This is a genomic window from Cellulosimicrobium sp. BMG9.22 (assembly GCF_059159975.1).
In genome coordinates, this window is sequence record NZ_JBZGBY010000006.1 from 26,259 (window position 1) to 44,935 (window position 18,677).

At 73.8% G+C, this 18,677-nt stretch carries 24 protein-coding genes and 1 pseudogene; 10 read left to right on the forward strand and 15 right to left on the reverse strand.

Annotation, left to right across the window (positions count from 1 at the left end):
- Positions 1-7: 7 nt before the first annotated feature.
- From AC4H2H_RS06360 to AC4H2H_RS06395, 8 genes are all read right to left on the reverse strand, one after another.
- Entirely contained in the window at positions 8-364 is a 357-nt protein-coding gene (locus AC4H2H_RS06360; protein ID WP_494369959.1) for a YciI family protein, read from the reverse strand.
- Positions 364-534, reverse strand: coding sequence for a hypothetical protein (locus AC4H2H_RS06365; protein ID WP_494369960.1), 171 nt, complete (start codon positions 532-534; stop codon positions 364-366). Before AC4H2H_RS06365 ends, AC4H2H_RS06360 begins: the two co-directional genes overlap by 1 nt.
- A 126-nt stretch (positions 535-660) precedes the next feature.
- Entirely contained in the window at positions 661-1,083 is a 423-nt protein-coding gene (locus AC4H2H_RS06370) for a VOC family protein (RefSeq protein WP_494369961.1), read from the reverse strand.
- A gap of 4 nt (positions 1,084-1,087) precedes the next feature.
- On the reverse strand, positions 1,088-1,870 hold the full coding sequence (locus AC4H2H_RS06375; protein ID WP_494369962.1) for a deoxyribonuclease IV: 783 nt from the start codon (positions 1,868-1,870) through the stop codon (positions 1,088-1,090).
- A 58-nt stretch (positions 1,871-1,928) separates the two neighbouring features.
- Entirely contained in the window at positions 1,929-2,183 is a 255-nt protein-coding gene (locus AC4H2H_RS06380) for a hypothetical protein (RefSeq protein WP_494369963.1), read from the reverse strand.
- A gap of 268 nt (positions 2,184-2,451) precedes the next feature.
- Positions 2,452-3,585 carry an RDD family protein gene (locus AC4H2H_RS06385; RefSeq protein WP_494369964.1) on the reverse strand — a complete coding sequence of 378 codons (1,134 nt, stop codon included), beginning with the start codon at positions 3,583-3,585 and terminating at the stop codon, positions 2,452-2,454.
- A 73-nt stretch (positions 3,586-3,658) separates the two neighbouring features.
- Positions 3,659-3,994 (reverse strand): YnfA family protein, encoded by a 336-nt coding sequence (locus AC4H2H_RS06390; protein WP_494369965.1) that lies wholly within the window; start codon positions 3,992-3,994, stop codon positions 3,659-3,661.
- A gap of 125 nt (positions 3,995-4,119) precedes the next feature.
- Positions 4,120-5,583 carry an NAD(P)/FAD-dependent oxidoreductase gene (locus tag AC4H2H_RS06395; protein ID WP_494369966.1) on the reverse strand — a complete coding sequence of 488 codons (1,464 nt, stop codon included), beginning with the start codon at positions 5,581-5,583 and terminating at the stop codon, positions 4,120-4,122.
- Between the two features lie 191 nt (positions 5,584-5,774).
- On the opposite strand from AC4H2H_RS06395, the gene AC4H2H_RS06400 reads away from it, so the two are divergent.
- Positions 5,775-6,236 carry an Lrp/AsnC family transcriptional regulator gene (locus AC4H2H_RS06400; protein WP_494369967.1) on the forward strand — a complete coding sequence of 154 codons (462 nt, stop codon included), beginning with the start codon at positions 5,775-5,777 and terminating at the stop codon, positions 6,234-6,236.
- A gap of 45 nt (positions 6,237-6,281) precedes the next feature.
- On the opposite strand, the gene dapA is transcribed toward AC4H2H_RS06400, so the two are convergent.
- Positions 6,282-7,175 carry a 4-hydroxy-tetrahydrodipicolinate synthase gene (gene dapA, locus AC4H2H_RS06405; RefSeq protein ID WP_494369968.1) on the reverse strand — a complete coding sequence of 298 codons (894 nt, stop codon included), beginning with the start codon at positions 7,173-7,175 and terminating at the stop codon, positions 6,282-6,284.
- Positions 7,176-7,246: 71 nt separating this feature from the next.
- Between dapA and AC4H2H_RS06410 the strand changes: the two genes are divergently transcribed.
- From AC4H2H_RS06410 to AC4H2H_RS06420, 3 genes are read left to right on the forward strand one after another with little or no spacing between them, the layout of a single operon-like run.
- Complete coding sequence (locus AC4H2H_RS06410; RefSeq protein WP_494369969.1) at positions 7,247-8,140, forward strand: LysR family transcriptional regulator; 894 nt, start codon at positions 7,247-7,249, stop codon at positions 8,138-8,140.
- A gap of 34 nt (positions 8,141-8,174) precedes the next feature.
- Positions 8,175-8,381, forward strand: a complete 207-nt coding sequence (locus AC4H2H_RS06415) for a hypothetical protein (RefSeq protein ID WP_494369970.1) — start codon at positions 8,175-8,177, stop codon at positions 8,379-8,381.
- A gap of 41 nt (positions 8,382-8,422) precedes the next feature.
- Entirely contained in the window at positions 8,423-8,998 is a 576-nt protein-coding gene (locus AC4H2H_RS06420; protein ID WP_494369971.1) for a DUF4240 domain-containing protein, read from the forward strand.
- A gap of 77 nt (positions 8,999-9,075) precedes the next feature.
- On the opposite strand, the gene AC4H2H_RS06425 is transcribed toward AC4H2H_RS06420, so the two are convergent.
- The 3 genes from AC4H2H_RS06425 to AC4H2H_RS06435 form a co-directional block, all read right to left on the reverse strand.
- The gene (locus tag AC4H2H_RS06425; protein WP_494369972.1) at positions 9,076-9,312 is read right to left on the reverse strand and encodes a hypothetical protein; all 237 of its coding nucleotides are present in this window, start codon (positions 9,310-9,312) and stop codon (positions 9,076-9,078) included.
- A 222-nt stretch (positions 9,313-9,534) separates the two neighbouring features.
- Positions 9,535-10,173, reverse strand: coding sequence for a response regulator (locus AC4H2H_RS06430; protein ID WP_494370096.1), 639 nt, complete (start codon positions 10,171-10,173; stop codon positions 9,535-9,537).
- Positions 10,173-11,336, reverse strand: a complete 1,164-nt coding sequence (locus AC4H2H_RS06435; RefSeq protein ID WP_494369973.1) for a sensor histidine kinase — start codon at positions 11,334-11,336, stop codon at positions 10,173-10,175. Before AC4H2H_RS06435 ends, AC4H2H_RS06430 begins: the two co-directional genes overlap by 1 nt.
- Before the next feature lie 129 nt (positions 11,337-11,465).
- Between AC4H2H_RS06435 and AC4H2H_RS06440 the strand changes: the two genes are divergently transcribed.
- The 4 genes from AC4H2H_RS06440 to AC4H2H_RS06455 are packed head-to-tail and all read left to right on the forward strand — an operon-like array spanning position 11,466 to position 13,284.
- The gene (locus tag AC4H2H_RS06440) at positions 11,466-12,179 is read left to right on the forward strand and encodes a DedA family protein (protein ID WP_494369974.1); all 714 of its coding nucleotides are present in this window, start codon (positions 11,466-11,468) and stop codon (positions 12,177-12,179) included.
- Positions 12,180-12,190: 11 nt separating this feature from the next.
- Complete coding sequence (locus AC4H2H_RS06445) at positions 12,191-12,646, forward strand: phosphatase domain-containing protein (protein ID WP_494369975.1); 456 nt, start codon at positions 12,191-12,193, stop codon at positions 12,644-12,646.
- Positions 12,647-12,685: 39 nt separating this feature from the next.
- Complete coding sequence (locus AC4H2H_RS06450; RefSeq protein ID WP_494369976.1) at positions 12,686-12,937, forward strand: hypothetical protein; 252 nt, start codon at positions 12,686-12,688, stop codon at positions 12,935-12,937.
- Positions 12,934-13,284, forward strand: coding sequence for a type II toxin-antitoxin system PemK/MazF family toxin (locus tag AC4H2H_RS06455; RefSeq protein ID WP_494369977.1), 351 nt, complete (start codon positions 12,934-12,936; stop codon positions 13,282-13,284). Before AC4H2H_RS06450 ends, AC4H2H_RS06455 begins: the two co-directional genes overlap by 4 nt.
- Before the next feature lie 52 nt (positions 13,285-13,336).
- Here AC4H2H_RS06455 and AC4H2H_RS06460 read toward each other — a convergent pair whose 3' ends face one another.
- Positions 13,337-14,941: an RNA-guided endonuclease InsQ/TnpB family protein gene (locus tag AC4H2H_RS06460; protein ID WP_494369978.1), complete on the reverse strand. Its 1,605-nt coding sequence runs from the start codon at positions 14,939-14,941 to the stop codon at positions 13,337-13,339.
- A gap of 10 nt (positions 14,942-14,951) precedes the next feature.
- Here AC4H2H_RS06460 and AC4H2H_RS06465 point away from each other — a divergent pair.
- Positions 14,952-15,083: pseudogene (locus AC4H2H_RS06465) on the forward strand (transposase); the annotation flags it as partial.
- A 504-nt stretch (positions 15,084-15,587) separates the two neighbouring features.
- Here the strand turns inward: AC4H2H_RS06465 and AC4H2H_RS06470 are convergent.
- Both AC4H2H_RS06470 and AC4H2H_RS06475 read right to left on the reverse strand, forming a co-directional pair.
- The gene (locus AC4H2H_RS06470; RefSeq protein WP_494369979.1) at positions 15,588-16,988 is read right to left on the reverse strand and encodes an FAD-binding oxidoreductase; all 1,401 of its coding nucleotides are present in this window, start codon (positions 16,986-16,988) and stop codon (positions 15,588-15,590) included.
- A 59-nt stretch (positions 16,989-17,047) separates the two neighbouring features.
- Positions 17,048-18,073 (reverse strand): 5'-3' exonuclease, encoded by a 1,026-nt coding sequence (locus tag AC4H2H_RS06475; protein ID WP_494369980.1) that lies wholly within the window; start codon positions 18,071-18,073, stop codon positions 17,048-17,050.
- 101 nt (positions 18,074-18,174) lie between these two features.
- On the opposite strand from AC4H2H_RS06475, the gene AC4H2H_RS06480 reads away from it, so the two are divergent.
- Positions 18,175-18,666: an SRPBCC family protein gene (locus tag AC4H2H_RS06480; protein ID WP_494369981.1), complete on the forward strand. Its 492-nt coding sequence runs from the start codon at positions 18,175-18,177 to the stop codon at positions 18,664-18,666.
- Positions 18,667-18,677: the final 11 nt, after the last annotated feature.

Sequence of the window (18,677 nt, forward strand, 5' to 3'; positions counted from 1 at the left end):
CGTTGCCTCACGCCTCGTCGAGGTTCAGGGGCCAGACCGGCCGCAGCTCGATCGCCCCGCCGTGCGCCATCGGGTGCTCGGACGCGATGGCGATCGCGGTGTCCAGGTCGTCGGCCTCGATGACGTCGAAACCGCCGATCGCCTCCTTCGTCTCGGAGAACGGGCCGTCCGTGACGAGGACCCGGCCGCCGCGCACCCGCACGCCCACCGCGTCGGCCGGCGGCCGCAGCCGGTCGCCCAGGACCGCCGCACCGCTGCCGTAGTGGCGCTCGACCCACTGCTCGATCGCGGGCGCTCCCTCGGCGTCCTCCGGGCGCAGGTCCGGGTCCTCCGGCGTGCTCAGCACCAGCATCAGGTAGCGCATCAGGACTCCTCCGTCCACGTCGTGGCGGGCCGACGGAAGACCATCGGCCCGAAGAACGCCACGTCGGCGGCCTCGATGCCGTCGCCGACGCTGCGCCCGTCACGGTACCGGGCGCCGTCCGCCCACCGCTGCGGGCGGTCGGCCTGAAGGATCGTGTCCAGAAAGCTCATCGTGCCTCCTCCTCGGGTACGGCCCGGTCGGCCGTACACCAGGACGACGAAGACCGACCGCCGAGATCGACACACCGTGCGCAGGAGCTTCGTGAGCTCGCCGGCGAGCGCGCTGGTCCGACGACGTCAGTCCCGGGCGGCCGGCGCGAGCGGCGGAGAGCTCAGGCAGAACGGATGGCCCTCCGGGTCGGCATAGACGCGGAAGAGGTCGTCGGGGTGGCCCTCCTCCTCCGGCGTCCCCGTGAGCGGCCGCGCGCCGCACGCGAGGGCGTGGTCGTGCGCCGTCGCGAGGTCGGGGACGTCGAGATCGACGTGCACGCGGGCGCCTCCCGGCCAGGGTGGGACGTCGGCGCCGGACCGCTGGAAGGCGAGGCGCGACACCCCGCCGGGGATCTGGAGCGAGAGCCAGTCGTCGCCGTCCGGGTCGGCCTCCTCGTGCCCGGGCGTGTAGGACCACCCCGTGAGGCGGCGGTAGAACTCGGCGAGCGCGCGCGGGTCGCGCGCGTCGACGGTCGCGTTGCGGAATCCCAGCGGCCTCGGGTCGCTCACCGGGTCAGCCGACCTGCTCGCGCAGCCACGCGACGTCGGCGGGGACGTCGGCGTGCGTCTCGCACACGACCGAGGTGCTGGCGGCGCGCACGACGCCGAGCAGGAGCTCCGGGTCGATCGTCCCCGCCGTGAGGCTCGCGTGCCGGTCGGCGCCCGAGCCGGCGGTGTCGCGGCTGTTGTTGAGGTGCACGAGGTCGAGGCGGCCCGTGATCGCGCGGACCTGCTCGACCGCCGTCGTGAGGTCGATGCCGCCGGCCCAGGCGTGGCACGTGTCGAGGCAGAAGCCCACGTTCGCTGCGCCGTCGGCCTGCTGGATCGCGGCCCACAGCCCCTCGATGCGCTCGAGGCGGCGCGCCATCGAGTAGTCGCCGCCCGCGGTGTTCTCGACGAACACCGTCACGTCGGTCTGCAGCGCGTCGATCGCCTTGCGCCAGTTGTCGAAGCCCTTCGCCGGGTCGTCCGCCGCGGTCACGTGGCCGCCGTGGACGACGACCCCGACCGCCCCGACCGCCGCCGCGCCGTCCACGATCTGCTGGAGGAGCTTGCGGCTCGGGATCCTGATGCGGTTGTTCGGGCTCGCGACGTTGATGACGTACGGCGCGTGCACGACGAGCTCGAGGTCCGCGGCGCGCGCGGCATCCTTGAGCGCCTCCGCACCGCCGGGGAACGTGAACTCCGGTCCCTTCCAGGACTGGGGGTCCCCGAGGAAGATCTGGGCGACGTCCGCGCCGATGCTCGCGGCCTGCGCGATGACGTCCGACTGGTCGAGGTGGGCTCCGATCCGCATGGGGACAACCTACGCGGGTCCGCCCACGCGGTCGTGACGAGCGGCCGGGCCGACCAGCTCACCAACCGTCGTCGCCGCGCCGGACGACGTCGCGCCGCAGGTCGAGCAGGGCCGCGCGGGCACGCCGACGGCGGTCGGTCGGGTCCACGGTGAGCTCGTCACCCGGATTCGCCCGACGGCGCGGCTCGCCGTGCGCGTTGACGCCGAGGTCCAGCGGGCGGGAGTCGGGACGGGTCGACGCACGGACGTCGTGCCTCGCGGGGGCGGCCGTCGAGGTGCTGGGGGCGGAGAAGAGCGGGCGGTTGTCCGGCACGGGGGCCTCCTCGGTCCCGCGGGCGCACGGCGGCCGCGGTGGTCGGGACGGATGCTGGTGCGCCGGGCTCGAGGCCCGGCGCTCCTCCATCGTGCGACCGCGACGTTTCCCCCGGCCGTCGTCGGCGTTAAGTCCGTGTTGCGGACGATCCGCCGCTGCGTGAGACAACCCCACCCGCCGGGCACGTGGTTGCTGTCGTTCTGCGGCCCGTGCCGACACCACGTTCTCGACGGCGAGGACGGTCGTGCTCGGCGCGGGAGGGTTCACATCAGGTGGAACCGCGGCCCCCGCACGAGGCGACCGTCGTGCCCTCCACGACGACCGAGGCCTCCCAGTGCCACGCCGGAGGGAGCGCCGCGACCGTCGCCGCCGGGACGTGGACCGCATGGAGCCCGGAGCCGCCCGGCGTCGGCGGGTCGACCTCCCACGCCACGGCGCCGTCCGCCCGCTGCTCGATCCGGAACGCTGACCGGTGCTCGCCGAGGTCGTCGCCCTGCCACGTCTCCAGCCGCACGACGAGCGCGGCGTCCAGTGGCTCGGTGACCGTGGCGCTCGGGTCGACGTCGATCGCGAAGGTCGCGTCGAGGCCGGTGCCGTCCCCGGCGTCGTCAGGCACCGGGCGCGTCCGGGTCACGCCCCACCGGGTCTCCGTCCCCGGCCCCGACCAGCCGACCATCTGCACGTCCTCGACGGTCAACGGTGACGCCCCGGTGACCGTCGGTGTGCAGGACGACGTCCACGCACCGCCACCCGCGTACGTGGCGGGACCGGCGGCGAACGCGACGCACCCCACGGAGAGGGCTGTGGCGGCGCCGGTGAGGGTGCGCGACGGCGTCGGGCCGCCCAGCGCGGTGCCGGGACCGAGGAACGGGACGGGCGGGCGGACCCGCCGCAGGACGACCGTGCTGCACAGCGAGTCGGCGAACGTCCGCCGCTGCGGGTGCCACAACGGCCGGAGGAAGCCGATGTAGAGGAGGGCGTCGAGGGCGTGGGCGAGCCATCGCAGCACGGTCCGGATCAGACCTGCGGGCCGCTGCGTGGTGTCGCGCACGACGACGATCCCCACCGTCCGCTTGCCCGGCGTCGCGCCGGTCCAGGCCTGCATCGCGATCAGCACGCCCGTCGTCCCGACCGCCCACCACGTCCCGCCGGGGACGGCGGCGCCGGTGCTCTCGGCAGGGCCGATCGACGGCAGCCAGCTCACCGTGACGGCCGGGCCGACGGCGAGGAACAGCACCGTGGCGATGATCGCCATGTCGAGCAGGTGGGCGACGACGCGCCGCCTCCAGCTCGCGTACTGCTCCCGCCCCGGCTCCGTGCCGAGACCGGGAAGGGCCGGCTCGAGGTCTCCGGCTCCGACGGCGTGCGCCGGCCCCCTGCCGGTCGGGGCGTCGATGACCACGCGGCCATCCTGGCAGACGGGCGGCACCCCGTGTTCGACGGTCGAGGAGCCCGGCTCGGGCGAACCCTCTCGGTCACTCCGGTCGGGGCGCGTACATGATGACCGCGACGCCGGCGAGGCAGAGCAATGCGCCGGCGACGTCCCACCGGTCCGGCCGGAACCCGTCGACGACCATGCCCCACAGCAGCGACCCGGCGACGAACACCCCGCCGTACGCCGCGAGGATCCGCCCGAAGTTTGCGTCCGGCTGGAACGTCGCGACGACACCGTAGAACCCCAGCGCTACCACGCCCGCGCCGATCCACAACCACCCCCGGTGCTCGCGCAGCCCTTGCCACACGAGCCATGCCCCGCCGATCTCGAGCAGCGCGGCGAGGACGAACAGCGGGATCGAGCGCGCGAGGTCCATGGGCGCAGCGTAGGGCCGCGGCCCCAGCCGTCGACCACGACCCTGCCCCTGGTCGAGCACGAGGTTGCTGTCGTGAACTGGCCGAGAACGACAGCAACGTCGTGTTCGGCGGGTGGAGCGTGAGGTCAGCGCAGCGGATCGAACGGGCGGATCTCGTCCGGGGTCTCGCCGGTCGTGACGAGCCGGGCGAGCGCGCGGCCGGTCGCCGGGCCCAGCACCATGCCCCACATGCCGTGTCCGCCCGCGACGTAGACGCCGGGGGTGCGCGTCGCGCCGACGAGCGGAAGCCCGTCGGGTGTGACCGGTCGCGACCCGACCCACTCGTCGTGACGGTCGTCGAGGTCGACGCCCTGGAACAGGTGCCGTACGGACGCGAGGATCGCGTCGATCCGTCGCGGCTGGAGCGGCTCGTCCGGGCCGCGGAACTCCATGGTCCCCGCGATGCGGAACCGCCCCTGGTACGGCGTGCACGCGACGCGCCGCGCGGGCAGGTAGATCGGCGTCTCGACGGGCGCGTCGGTCTTGACGGTGAACGAGTACCCGCGCCCGGCCTGGACGCGCGTGCGCACCCCGAGCGGCGTCGCGAGCGCCGGCAGCCACGCGCCCGTCGCGAGCACGACGGCGTCCGCGCGCAGCGTCTCCGCCTCGCCCCATGCGTCGGCCGGCCCGACCGTCCCGGCCGGCCCGCCGCCGTCGCGCACGGACCCGCCGCCGTCGCGCCTACGCGTGGCGTCGGCGCGCCTACGCGTGAGCTCCGCGCGCAGGGACGTTCCTCCGCGCCGGGTACGGGCGTAGGCGCGGAGGCCGGTGCCGTCGGGGCGGACGGCGCTCACGTCGACGCCGGTGCGGACCGTCCCGCCGCGGGCACGGACCGAGTCGGCGAGGGCGTGCACGAACGGCCCGGGCTCGAGGAAGCGCTGCCCTTCCAGGGCGTAGACGGTGGAGACGCGGTCGGTGAGCTGTGGCGCGCGCTCGCCGGTCTCGACGCGTCGGACCGGGACCGTCTGCCCGGCGGCGGCGACGTGCTCGAGCTCGCGGAGGAACGGGCGTGCCTCGCGCTCGTGCTCGAACGCGACGGTGAAGGGTCCGGGCGTCGTGCGTGCCTCGACGCCGTGCCCGACGGCGCCGCCGGACGCCAGCTCGTCGAAGGCTCCGAGCGCGACGCGGTCGATCGGCGTGAGGGCCGCCATCGCGCGGTCCCAGCGGCGCTGCGTCGCGTGCCCCATGAAGCGCGCGAGGAACGACCACAGGCGCGGGTCGAACCGCAGCGGCACGTGCAGGGGAGCGGCGGGGTCGAGGAGGGCCTGCGGCCCGTACGTCCACAGCGAGGGGTCGGCGAGCGGCATCGCCATGCCGGGGGTGAGCCACCCGGCGTTGCCCCACGAGGACCCGGCGGCGACGCCGTCGCGGTCGACCACCGTGACCTCGACGCCCTGCTCCTGCAGGTGCCACGCGGTCGCGAGGCCCACCATGCCGGCGCCGACGACGACGGCCGTGCGGGGAGCTCGGGTGCGGCCCGGGGACGGCGCGGGTCGGCCGGCGGGAGCGGGGTTCCGCGGGTTCTGGGGGTCGTGCGACGAGACGCTCACGCCGGGCTCCTTCGACCGACGCCCGCCTCGCGGGTGGCGAGGCGCGCGCGTGGCTGGCGTGCGACGGGATGGTGTCGCACACGAACCAGCGTGGTCGATCGTTCGGTGCGCATCAAGATGGACCGCAGGATCGTCGTGCGGTAGAACGGAGATCGTCGTGATCGTCGAGACGACCCGAGAGAAGGCCCACCGTGCCGAAGGATCTTCGACCCGCCGTCCTGGACGACGTGGACCGCCGCATCCTCGACGTCCTCGCGACCGACGCACGCGCCACGAACGCGGCGATCGCGGCCCGCGTCGGCATCGCCCCGTCGACGTGCCACGCGCGCGTCCGCGCCCTCGTGGACCGTGGCGTGATCCGCGGCTTCCGCGCCGACGTCGACCCGGCCGCGCTGGGCCGAGGGCTCGAGGCGCTCATCGCGATCCGGCTCCAGGCGGGCGCGCGCAGGGGCCTCGAGGCGTTCCGCGACTACCTGCTGACGCTGCCCGACGTCGAGAGCGTGTTCTTCGTGACGGGCGACCGCGACTTCCTCCTGCACGTGGCCGTCGCCGACTCCGACGCCCTGCGCGACCTCGTCTCCCGGACGATCAGCGTCCGGCCCGAGGTCGCAGGCACGAGCACGAGCGTGATCTTCGAGCACGCGCGCCCCTGAGCGCGACGGGCCGCCCTGTGCAGGTAGGCCCGCTCGTGGGGCGGTCTACGCGAGCACGCGGCGGCCGACCGTCGCGGCGCACCCGACCGCCGCGGCGACGGCGGCCGGGGTGGCGGGGAGCAGCGGCAGCCGCACGCGGGGGCTGGCGATCCGGCCCGCGGCGGCGAGGACTGCCTTGATCACGGCCGGGTTGGGCTCGGTGAACAGGGCGCGAGTGAGGGGAACCAGCCTGTTGTGCAGAGTCAGGGCACGCTCGGTAGGGCCGTCCTGCCACGCCCGGACCAGCTCGGCGTACGCGCGCGCGGCCACGTTGGCGCTCGCCATGATCGCTCCGCGCGCACCGAGGGCGATCAGGGGCCCCGCGTACAGGTCGTCACCCGCCAGCACAGACAGGTCGGGGCGGATCTCGCTCAGGAACGTGATCGTGGTGTCGTCGATCGAGCCCACCGTGTGCTTGAACCCGACCACGCCCGGCAGGTCGGCGAGCCGGTGCAGCGTGTCCACGGTCAGGGTGAGACCCGTCCGGTAGGGGACGTCGTAGACGACCAGCGGGACGGGCGTCGCCGCTGCCAGGTGGCGGAAGTGCTCGACGACTCCGTCTTGCGACGGGCGCGTGTAGTACGGGACGACGACGAGCGCCGCTGTGGTCCCGGGATCGACGTCGGCGAGCAGGCCGACCGACGAGGCGGTGCTGTTCGTCCCCGTGCCCACGATCAGGTGTCGGCCGCGCTCGGCGCAGACCCGAGCACAGACCTCGACGACCTCGCACGCCTCGCGGCGGCTCAGCGTCGCCGGTTCCCCGGTCGTCCCGAGGGCGACGACGCCGGCGGCGCCCTCGTCAAGGACGGTCGCGGCGAGCGCGGCGAGCGCGTCGAGATCGAGCCGGTCGTCGGCGGTGAACGGGGTGACCAAGGGGACGTAGAGACCGGAGAGCGTCATGGAGCAACGATCGGCGGCTCTCAGCCATCAGGTCCAGTTCACGTTGGTGCTGCACTACGTAAGGTGTGCTGATGCTCGACGTGCGCAGGCTCCGGCTCCTCCGTGAGCTGTCGCGCCGCGGGACCATCGCGGCCGTCGCCGAGGCGCTCAGCTACACGCCCTCGGCGGTGTCGCAACAGCTCTCCGCGCTCGAGCGCGAGGCCGGGGTGCCGCTCCTGGAGCGATCGGGCCGCCGGGTCACCCTGACGCCGGTGGCGGAGGGTCTCGTCGAGCACACGGAGTCGATCCTCGCGATCCTGCAAGCGGCCTCCGCCGACCTGGCGTCGGCGGCCACGACGTTGAGCGGTGTCCTGCGCATCGGGGTGTTCCCGACCGCGGTGCCGACCCTCCTGACCCCCGCCGTCGTCAGTCTGAGCACCGACCATCCGGGGCTCAGCCTGAGGGTCTCGGAGCTCGACCCGGCCACGATGCCGGGTGCCCTCCGCGGCGGCTCGCTCGACGTCGCGCTGGTCCAGGAGTACGACCACGTCCCCCTCGCTGCGGAGCCCGGTCTGGAGTCCGAACCGCTCCTGGAGGAGACGGTGCACCTGGCGGCGACCGACCCCGGGTCGCTCGCCGACCGTCGAGACGCCCCCTGGATCGCCGGCACGCCCGGGACCCTGTGCCACGTCCTGACCGTCCGGGCCTGCGAGGCCGCCGGCTTCACGCCGTCCATCCGTCACCACGCCGACGACTTCGGCGCCGTGCTGGCCCTGGTCGCCGCCGGTCAGGGTGTCGCCCTCGTCCCGGACCTCGGGACGATGAACGCTCCCGACGGCGTGGTCCTCACACCGCTCGCGATCCGACGCCGGACCTCCCTGGCGTACCGCCGGGGCACCCGGAGGCATCCCGCGATCGCCGCCGCCCGTCACGCTCTGCACACGGCGGCCTCCGCCACCGGCCTCTCGTCCCGGACCGCGCGGTAGGAGCAGGCCCCGGGGATCATGCGCCTGGCCTCCCGTGTGCGGCTCGCTCCTCGACGCGGCGCTCGACGCCGTGCCCGACGACGCCCTCGGCCCAGCTGTCGCTCGTCCGGCCCTCGACGCATACACGGTGCTCAGGGGTATCGGGAACCTCTGCATCGGGGCGGCGAACGACCCGCGGTACGACGCCGACGTGGTCGTCCAGACGTTCGTCTCCGGTGTGCTGGCCCGACGGACCGGCTGACCTCTGGGCTCGTGTGGGTACCCCGCCCTACCGTCTCGGCCATGGACACCGAGACCTTCTGGCAGCTCGTCGACTACGCCCGCGCCCGGGCCGGCTCCGGAGCGGACGACCGAGGCGCGGAGGACGACCCGCTCCCCGGCGTACTGACCGACCTCCTCGTGGAGCGGCTCGGCGCGGACGAGATCCTCGCGTTCGCCGTCACATCCGACGCGCTCTCGCACGAGGCGTACGGGTGGCCCGTCTGGGCAGCGGCCTACCTCGTCGAGGGCGGGTGCAGCGACGACGGCTTCATGGACTTCCGCGACGGCCTCGTCCTCGCAGGGCGCGCGACGTTCGAGCGCACGCTCGCCGACCCGGACTCGCTCGCCGACCATCCCGTGATCGCGGCGATGGCCGACGGCGGCTCGGCCTGGTTCGGGTACGAGTCCCTCGACTCGCTCGTCGGCGACGCGTGGTCGCGCGCGACGGGCGAGGACGACGAGGCGTACTACGCCGCGCGCGAGGGGACGGCGGTCGCACCGTCGCGGAGCGAGCCCGCCGGGGAGGACTGGGACTTCGACGACGAGGCGGCGAACGCGCGCTGGCTCCCTCGGCTCAGCGCCCTGTTCGGCGCCTGACCGGACGCGCCGCCGTCGTCCCGGAAGCACCACCACCGTGCGTCGTGCGCCTGGGGGAGGGGTGCAGCGAGACGGGATTACCGCACGTAGGCGACGGCTGCCGGGATAGCGGCCACGGCCGCCGAGACGACGAAGTTGAACGCGACGTTCGTCATGTCCGTGGCGGTGAGTCGCAGCAGGACCACGACGAGGCAGGCCAGGAGCACGAAGAGCCCGAGCGCGGCGGGCAGAGCCCGCGCACGCGCGGAGGCCCCGGTCTCGCCGTGGGCGACGTACCGGCTCCAGCGCGTGATCGACGAGCCCGATGAGGGCACCTCCGAGCGCTCCCGGCGGGACGATCATGATCAGTGCGAGGAGCAACGCGCCGATGTTCGCGACGAGGTCGTCGATGCCGATGGCCAGGGTGACGAGGACGAACGTCAGCAGAAGCAGCGCTGCGGGAGCTGCCGCGCCGGCGATGGCCCATCCCAGGACGGTCTTCACGGTCTCGAGGCTAGAGCGCGGAGTGAGCGGGCATGTCGACGCCACTCGGTCGTTCACCCCTGGAGGTAGCGCAGGACGGCGAGGACGCGGCGGCTGTACCCGGCGGCGGCGTCGAGTCCGAGCTTGGTGAAGATCGCGTTGCCGTGCTTCTCGACCGCCGAGAGCGACAGGTGCAGCGCCGCCGCGACGCCCGCGTTCGTCCGCCCTTCTGCCATGAGTCGCAGCACGTCGAGCTCGCGCGCAGTGAGCCGCGACAGGGGGTCGGAGCGGCGCGTGTCGGCGAAGAGCTGACGGACGACCTCGGGGTCGACGACGAAGTCGCCCGCGTCGACCCGCCGCAGCGCGTCGAGGAGCTCGGAGACGCGCATCACGCGGTCCTTGAGCAGGTAGCCGACCCCCGCCCCCTCGCCGGTCACGAGGTCGCGCGTCGGCTCTGCCTCGACGTACTGCGAGAGCACGAGCACGCCGACGCCGGGGAACCGGCGGCGGACCTCGATCGCCGCCCGGATCCCCTCGTCGGTGTGCGTCGGGGGCATCCGGACGTCGAGCAGCACGACGTCCGGGGCCGGGCATCGCCCGAGCAGTGCGAGCAGCTCGTCGGCGTCGCCGACGGCGGCGTCGACCGTGACGCCCTCGTCCACCAGGAGGGCCCGGAGCCCCTCGCGCAGCAGGGCCGAGTCCTCGGCGATCATCACGCGCACGGCAGCACCGCCGTCACGGTCGTGGGGCCGCCGAGCGGGCTGTCGACGTCGAGCGAACCGCCGAGCGCGGCCGCCCGAGCCGCGAGCCCGGCGAGGCCGCGCCCGCCACGCGTCGTCGCGCCGCCCCGTCCGTCGTCGGTCACGGTCACGGTGACGACGCCGTCGGTCGCCGCCACCGCGACGGCCGCCCGCGTCGCGTCCGCATGCTTGGCGACGTTCGCGAGCGCCTCGGACACGACGTAGTACACGCACGCCTCCACCTCCGGCCGCAGGCGACCGTCGAGCCGGTAGTCGAGCCGTGCCGGGGGCGCGGAGCGCGACGCGAGTCGGGCCAGCACCGGCCGCAGACCACGGGTGTCGAGCGCGGCGGGGTGCACGCGCCATGCGACGTCGCGCACCCCTGCGAGCACGCGAGCCGCCTCGTCCGACGCCTCGGCGAGGAGCCGGTCCCGCACCGCGGGGTCGTCGGCGCGCCGGCCGCGGTCAAGCAGCATGCCGAGCGCGACGACCTGCTGCTGGACGCCGTCGTGCAGGTCCCGCTCGACCCGTCGGCGCTCTGCCTCGACCGCCGCGACGATGTCGGTGCGCGACGCCGTCAGCGACTCGATCTGCGCGAGGAGCTGTGTGCGGTCCTCCGCGCCGAGGAGCCGGCTCGCCGCCGCCCGCTCGAGCACGGCCGACCCGACGAGGCCCATGACCGCGAGGTACAGGAGGATCGCGCCGGGGACCACCGCCGACAGGACGGTGAGGCCGGTCGTCGGGTCGCTGTCGTCGTCCGCGAGCGCGGGCACGCGGAGGCCGAACGCCCACGACGCGATCATGAGCGTCGCGGCGAACGCCCCGTAGGCGAGCAGGGCCACGATCCCCGCGCTGAGCAGGCCCACCGCGAGGCGCGCGGCGAGGTAGCGCGCGGGCCGACCACCGCCCTCGCGGGGGTCCGCGACCCAGCCGAGCCACCGCTCCAGCCGCCGCTCGTGGACGTGCACGGCGCCCCGGACGAACCGGTCGCGCCACGCGCTCGTGCCCGACCCGGTCCGCGCGAACGGGGCGACCGCCGCCGCGGCGAGCAGTGCCGCTGCATCCATCGGGACGAGGCACACCCCGAGCGCGACTCCGTACGACGCGCGGACGACGGAGGGCGCTCGGGCAGGCACGCGCCCACCCTAGTCAGACGTCGCCGCAGGCGGACTGCGGGAAACCGCACCATCGCGTCCGGGATGCCGGAGCCGGTCGTGCGCGACACCGCGCTGTGGCGGGTCGGCGCCGTCCCTAGCGTCGACGGCATGACCCTCTCGACGACCCAGGACCTGGGCACCTCCGCCGACGCCGGACCGATCAGCCGCCTCACCGACTGGGCGGTGAGCCTCATGGAGTCGCTCGGCGCGCCCGGCGCGGGGCTCGCGGTCGCGCTGGAGAACCTGTTCCCCCCGATCCCGAGCGAGGTCATCCTGCCCCTCGCCGGCTTCACCGCCGCACAGGGCAGCCTCGGGCTGCTCGAGGCGATCCTGTGGACGACGGCAGGGTCCGTCGTCGGCGCCCTCCTCCTCTACTGGCTCGGGGCCGCGCTCGGCGCCGAGCGGCTCCGCGCGGTCGCCGCGCGCCTGCCGCTCGTGCGGGCCGAGGACTTCGACACCGCCGAGGCGTGGTTCGCGCGGTACGGGACGACCGCCGTCCTCGTCGGGCGCGTCATCCCGATCGTGCGCAGCCTCATCTCGGTCCCCGCCGGCGTCGAGCGCATGCCGATCGGGAGGTTCCTCGCGCTCACGGCGCTCGGGAGCGGCGTCTGGAACACGGCGCTGATCCTGCTCGGCTACGGTCTCGGTGAGCGGTGGACCCAGATCGAGGCCGCGATCGGGACGTACCAGAAGGGCGTCCTCGTCGTCGTCGCGCTCCTTGCGGTCGCCTACGTCGTCCACGTCCTGCGCCGCCGCTCACATCGTGCGGCGGACGGCCAGCGTTCCGCCGCTGCGCCGGCGCAGCGGCACGCCCGGCGGTGAGAGGAGGGCGCGTGGGTAGGTGGGAGCACGAGGAGGGCGTGGTCGAGCTGCCGGACGGTCGCCGGGTGCGCGGCCGGGGGTTGCGCGACGGCCCCCCTGCACCCGGGGAGGAACCGGAGCTCGGGATCTACCTCACCGGTTCCCGCCCGCCCGCCCAGGAATGGGAGTCGCGATGGGTCCAGTGGCGGGACTTCGCGCTGCCCCGGTCGACGGCGGAAGCGGTCGTGGCGCTGCGCATGGCCCACGAGCGGGCCGCGGGCGAGCGCGTCGAGATCGCGTGCGGAGGCGGTACCGGTCGTACCGGCACGGCGCTCGCGCTGCTCGCGGTCCTGAGCGGAGTCGCACCCGACGAGGCCGTCGGCTGGGTCCGCGCGCACTACCGCCCCCGCGCCGTCGAGACGCCGTGGCAACGCCGCTGGGTCCGCCGCACGGCAGCCCGGACGATCGACCCGCCTGGCCGCGACTGACGGGTACCCCGCGTCATACCTTCGCGATAACCTGGAGGTATGACAGATATGTCTACCATCAAGGTGCCCCGTGTGGTCCGGGACCACGTACGCGATGCTGCTCGGGAGGCCCGGGTGACCCAAGGGCAGCTCATCGAGGAGATGCTCGAACAGAGGCGCAAGGCACAGTTCTGGGCAGCGCTGGAAGCCGAGGCGCCCGACCAGGAGTATCGGGACGAGCTCGCCGAGGCCGATGCCGCGTTCGCGGCCGACACCGAGGATTACATCGAGCGGTTCGAGGCGGCCGAGTGACCCGGTCCTTCACCGGGCCCATCAGGCGGGGAGATGTTGCCTGGGCAAGCATGGACCCCACCGTCGGGCGAGAGCAGGCCAAGCACCGACCGTGGCTGGTCCTGTCCGAGCCGCCCTTGCACCGCGCTCGTGGGCTGCTGATCGCGGTGCCCCTGACGCACACGGATCGCGGTTGGTCCACGCACGTCAACCTCACGCCGGGGGCCGCCACCGCCACGGTGGCGATGTGCGAGCAGGTGAAATCGATGTCACTGGACCGCATCAAGCGCGTCGACCGAACGCCGTACCCGGTCGACGCGCTTGATCGGGTCCACGAGCTCCTGACGTTGTTGACCGGCGGTCGCTAAAGCCTGTCGAAAACCTCGGTGAGGTGTACGGCAGCGTCCTTCTCGGACGTCCCTATGCCGCGGTGGCGGTGAGGGTTCCCACGTCGTCCCGGCTGGTTTCGCCGACGCGGGGGCGTCGGCCAGAGCCGTCCGGTCGGTGGGCGTTGTTGACCTGGCCTCGTGCTTCGGGGTCCAGGACCTGGGAGTGGTGCTTGACGCCCCAGGTGGCGAGGTTGACCGCGGCGTTCAGGTCGCGGTCGATGGTGTGCCCGCAGCTCTCGCAGGTGAAGACCCGGTCTGCGAGGCTGAGCGTCGTGGTGACGTCCCCGCACGCGGAGCAGGTCTTCGACGACGGGAACCACCGATCCGCGGTCAGGACGTGCCCGGCGCGCCAGGCCATCTTGTAGGTGATCTGGCGGGAGAGCTCACCCCAGGCCGCGTCCGAGATGGCTGCGGCGAGGTGGTGGTTGGCGAGCATGCCGGTGATGTTGAGGTCTTCGATGACGAGCCGGTCGTGGGTCTTGACCGACGCGTTGGAGACCTGGTGCAGGAAGTGGTGACGGCGGGCACGGACCCGGTCATGGTGACGGGCCAGCCGCTTGGCGGCGGCCCGCCGGTTGACGGAGCCCTTGACCTTGCGGGACACGGACTTCTGCAGCCGCCGGGTCACGGGCTGCGCCGCACGCAGCGCCTGTGGTGCCTTGTCGATGCGCAGGGTCTGGGTGCCATCGGCCATGGCGATGACGACGGGTGCGTGCAGCCCGCGGTCCACGCCGGCCCACCCGCCGTGGTCGGCGTCGTCGCGGACAGGATGCTGGGCGGCAGGGTGGAGGTCGGCGGCTTCGACGTTCACGCTGATACGCCACCGGCCGCCACGCCGGGAGACGGTCGCGAACAGGATCCGTGCTCGCCCCTTGTCGAGCATCCGACGCAACCGCCGGGTGTCGTCGTGGACCTTGATGGCGCCGATCCCGGGCAACGTCACCGACCGGGGACCGGCCTCGCCGAGCCGGATCGTGGTCCGCTGACCGGTCTTCGTCCTGGCGGTCTTGTTCCGCATCCGGAACGAGCCGCGTTCGGGGTTCTTCTTCTTGAACCTCGGGTGCCCGACCGACCGGCCGGCGCGCTTGCCGCGCCGGGAGTTGGTCCATGCCTTCAGTGCCTTGCCGAGGTCGACGACGGCTTCCTCGAACACCTGCGCGCTGACCTCGCTGCGCCAGGCCAGGCCCGTCACCTCGACCGCGGCGGCGCCTGAGCCGTCGATGACGAACCGGCGCCCGGCGTCCTCGGACTTCTTCCACGCGTTGAACGCGTTGATCAGGTCGAACCCCGTCCACGGCACCCTGGCCGTAGCGACATCGCCACCCGCGTCAGCCGCCTCGTGCGCCATGGAGGCTCGTCGGGCGTCGAGATGCAGTCGCAGGCCCTGGTTGAAGGCGAACCGCGCCGCGCCCTCGTGGCGAGCCAGGGCACGGGCCTGTTCCATAGTGGGGTCAGCCACCCACTGGAACGTCGTATGCCTCGCCACGACCCGCAAGCTACCGGCCACCACCGACATGACCACGCAGGTCACGGGCCGCGAATGTCGGCGCCGTCGCCCACGATGCTGCGGGTGTGCCAGCCGCAGCCGTCGCCTCCCGTACCCGTCTGACCTGACCGACACCGCCCGGGCGCGCATCCGCGCGCTCGTGATCCCCGTTCATGCCCGTGGCGGGCGCCCGTGCTGCGAGCACCGGTGGCGCGAGTACGTCAACGCACTGCTCTACGTCGTGACCACGGGCTGCCCCTGGCGAGCGCTGCCGCACGACTTCACCGTCACCTGGTCCGCGACTTACAAGCACTTCACAAAGTGGACCAGGCGCGGGCTCTGGCAGCGTGTGCTCACCATGCTGCGCGGCCAGGACCGGATCGCGGACGGGCGCCACGAGCACCCGACCGCCGCAGCCGTGGACGCCTCGTCCGTCAAGTCCACACCCGTACCAGGACCACGCGGCTTCGACGGCCCGAAGAAGACCGACGGCATCAAACGTCACATCCTCGTCAGCCACCCAAGCAGCGACAGCGGCCGGGATCGAGCTCGAGATCCTCTCCGGACCCAAACCCGCAAGCGGGTTCATCGTCCAACCACGCCGCTGGGTCGTCGAACGCACCAACGGCTGGATCAACCGCCACCGCCGACTCGTTCGCCAATACGAGACCACCCTCACCGCCCACGAAGCCCTTCGTCTCACTCTCCCAGATCAGGCTCCTACTACGCCGACTCGACCACCACGGATAGTTGTTCGACAGGCTTTAGCGCGGGTGTCCCGATGACGGGTCGTCCGCTAGAACCGCCACGCGAACAAGCCGGCCGGGTCGTAGGCCGACCGCACCGACGCCAGGCGCGACGCCGTCTCGGGGGACCATGCCCGTGCGAGGGTCTCGTCCGTCCAGGGACCCGGCAGGAAGTTGATGTTCGTCTCGGTCGCGGCCCAGGGCTGGGACCACTGCGCGAACGACGCCGCTGCCTCGATCATGTCCGGCACCCGCGGCGGGTTGACGCCCACCATGCTGAGCTGGAACGCGGCTGTGCGGCCGCCCACGGCCGACCCGCCGTCGACGTCTCGCGACGCGGCGGCACCGAGGTGGCGCAGCTCGACGGCGACGAAGGGGGACCCGCTGCCCGGTCCGAGCTCGGCGAGGAACCGGTCGACGAACGCCGCATCGACCTCGCGGAGGGCGGCACCGGACACCCAGGACGAGCCGGCGCCCTCGGGGTCGTCGTGGATCGTCGCGACGGCGGTCGTCGGGATCTCGCCGACCGCGTCGGTGAGCGCAGGCGCGAGCGCGCGCAGCGGCGCGGCGAGGTGCTCGCCCTCGGACGTGACGCCCGGGTAGGCGAACCGCAGGTTGAGCACGGTGCGGCCCCGCAGGTGCTCGGGGACGAAGGGGAGCTCCGGGAAGGCGACGATCGCGACCGACGTGGTGACGTCGTCGGGCGCGGTGACCGTCCAGTCGACCCAGCCGCGCAGGACGTCCTCGACGTGCGGGGCGTCGAACGTCAGCGCACCGGCGTAGAGCGTGCGCAGGGGAGCGAGCTCGACGTCGACCCGGGTGACGACACCGAACCCGCCCTTGCCGCCCCGCAGCGCCCAGAACAGGTCCGGCTCGGAGTCCGCGCTCGCCTCGACGACCGAGCCGTCCGCGAGCGCGACCCGGAACCCACGGACCCAGTCCGACGTGACGCCGTGGCTCCGCGCGAGCGGCCCGTACCCGCCGCCGAGCGTGTACCCGACGACCCCGACCCCGGTGGAGGCCCCCGTGACGGGCGCGAGCCCGTGCTCCGCCGCCGCCTCGACGACCGCCTTCCACCGCGTCCCCGCGCCGATGCGGGCGATGCGGGTCTCTGGGTCGATCTCCACCCCGGCGAGGTCGGTGGTCCCGAGCACGAGCCCGTCGGTGATCGGTGCGGACTCGCCGTGACCGGTCGCGTGGGAGCGCACGCGCAGGCCGTGGTGGGCCGCGAACCGGATCGCCTCGACGACGTCCTGCTCGCTCGCGGCGATCACGACGGCGTCCGGGTCGTGCACGACGAGCGTGCTGTGCGCCGCGACGAGCTCCGCCGCGGTCGGGTCGTCGTCGGCGCTTCCGGGGACGCGTTCGCCACGGGCGAGCGCGGTGCCGGTGAGCCGGTCGCGCAGGGCGGCGACGTCGTCGGGGGAGAGCCTGGTCGGCGAGATGGTCATGGTGCTGATCCTTCCGTCACGGTTCGTGGGTCGTGCCGACGAGCAGGGAGGACTGCGGGTCAGGTTCGCGGCGCCCCGAGCGCGTCGAGCACCCGCCGCACGGACGACCCGAGACCCCAGCGCTCGCCGAGGGCGGCGAGCGCCTCAGGGTCGGCCGGTGCCGTCGGCAGCGCGTCGTCGATCTCGCCGACGGGAGCGTCGGGCGCGACGCGCACGACGAGCGGCGCGACCGCCAGGTAGTCCGCCGCCTCGGTGAGCCGGCGGCGTTGCGTGACGGTGAGGCCCGGGTCGCCCGCGTCGCGCGCGGCGAGCACACCCGCGAGGTCGCCGTACCGCGCGAGGAGCGCGACCGCCGTCTTCTCCCCGATGCCGGGCACGCCCGGCAGCCCGTCGCTCGGGTCGCCGCGCAGCACGGCCATGTCCGCGTACGCCTGGCCGGAGGGCAGCCCGTACCGCTCGGCGAGGCGCGCCTGGTCGACGACGTCGAGGTTCCGCACCCCCTTGGTCGGGTAGAGGATGCGCACGCCCGCGGCGTCGTCGACGAGCTGGAACAGGTCGCGGTCACCCGTGACGACCTCGACGGCGGCGCGGCCGTCCGCGTCGAGGGACGCGCCGGCGGAGGCCCGGCGCGCGACCTCGAGCGCGGTGAGCGTGCCGATGACGTCGTCCGCCTCGTAGCCCGGGACCCCGACGCGCGCGATCCCGAGCGCGGCGAGCACGTCGACGATCACCGGGACCTGCGCGAGGAGCTTCTCCGGGACCTCCTCGACGCCCGTCGTGCCGGGCACCTCCCGCGCGACCCGGTGCGCCTTGTACGACGGGATCGCGTCGACCCGGAAGGCCGGGCGCCAGTCGTCGTCCCAGCACGCGACGAGTCGCGCCGGACGGCGGTCGGCGACGAGCGTCGCGATCATGTCGAGCAGCCCGCGGACGGCGTTGACCGGCGTGCCGTCGGGAGCCTTGACCGAGTCGGGCACGCCGAAGAACGCCCGGAAGTACAGGCTCGCGGTGTCGAGGAGCAGGAGGTCACCGCCGGCCGTTCCCGACCCGCTCGGGCGGGCGTCGTCGTCGGTGCTCTGCGTCATGCCGCCATCCTGCCGCACTCCTCCCACATCGGGCAGGCTCTTCTCCGGGGCCCGTCCGGCCCGCTACCGTCGTGGGCATCGATCCGCGAGGAGGCGGCACCATGAGCGAGGCCACGTACGACGTCCGTGTCGAGCGCGTGCTCGACGCGCCGGTCGAGCGCGTGTGGAGAGCCTGGACGACGCCCGAGGACCTGCGCTCCTGGTGGGGCCCTGCGGGCTTCTCCTGCCCCCGGGCCGAGGTCGACGCGCGGCCCGGCGGCAGCATCCGCGTCACGATGCAGGCCCCCGCCGAGTGGGGCGGCTTCCGCCAGCACTCCCGCTGGGACATCACCGAGCTCGAGGTGCCCCGGTTGCTGCGCTACGTCTTCCGGTTCGCCGACGACGACTTCGAGGCGATCTCTCCCGCGGAGGCGGGGATACCGGACGGCGTCCCCGAGGCAGGGGAGCACGAGGTCGTCCTGACCGACCTCGGCGACGGACGGACCACCGTGACGATGACCGAGCGCGGCTACACCACGGTCGAGGCGCGCGACCTCTCGCGCACCGGCCTCGACCAGTGCCTCGACAAGATGGCCGAGCTCGTCGCCTCCTGACCGCTCGGCCG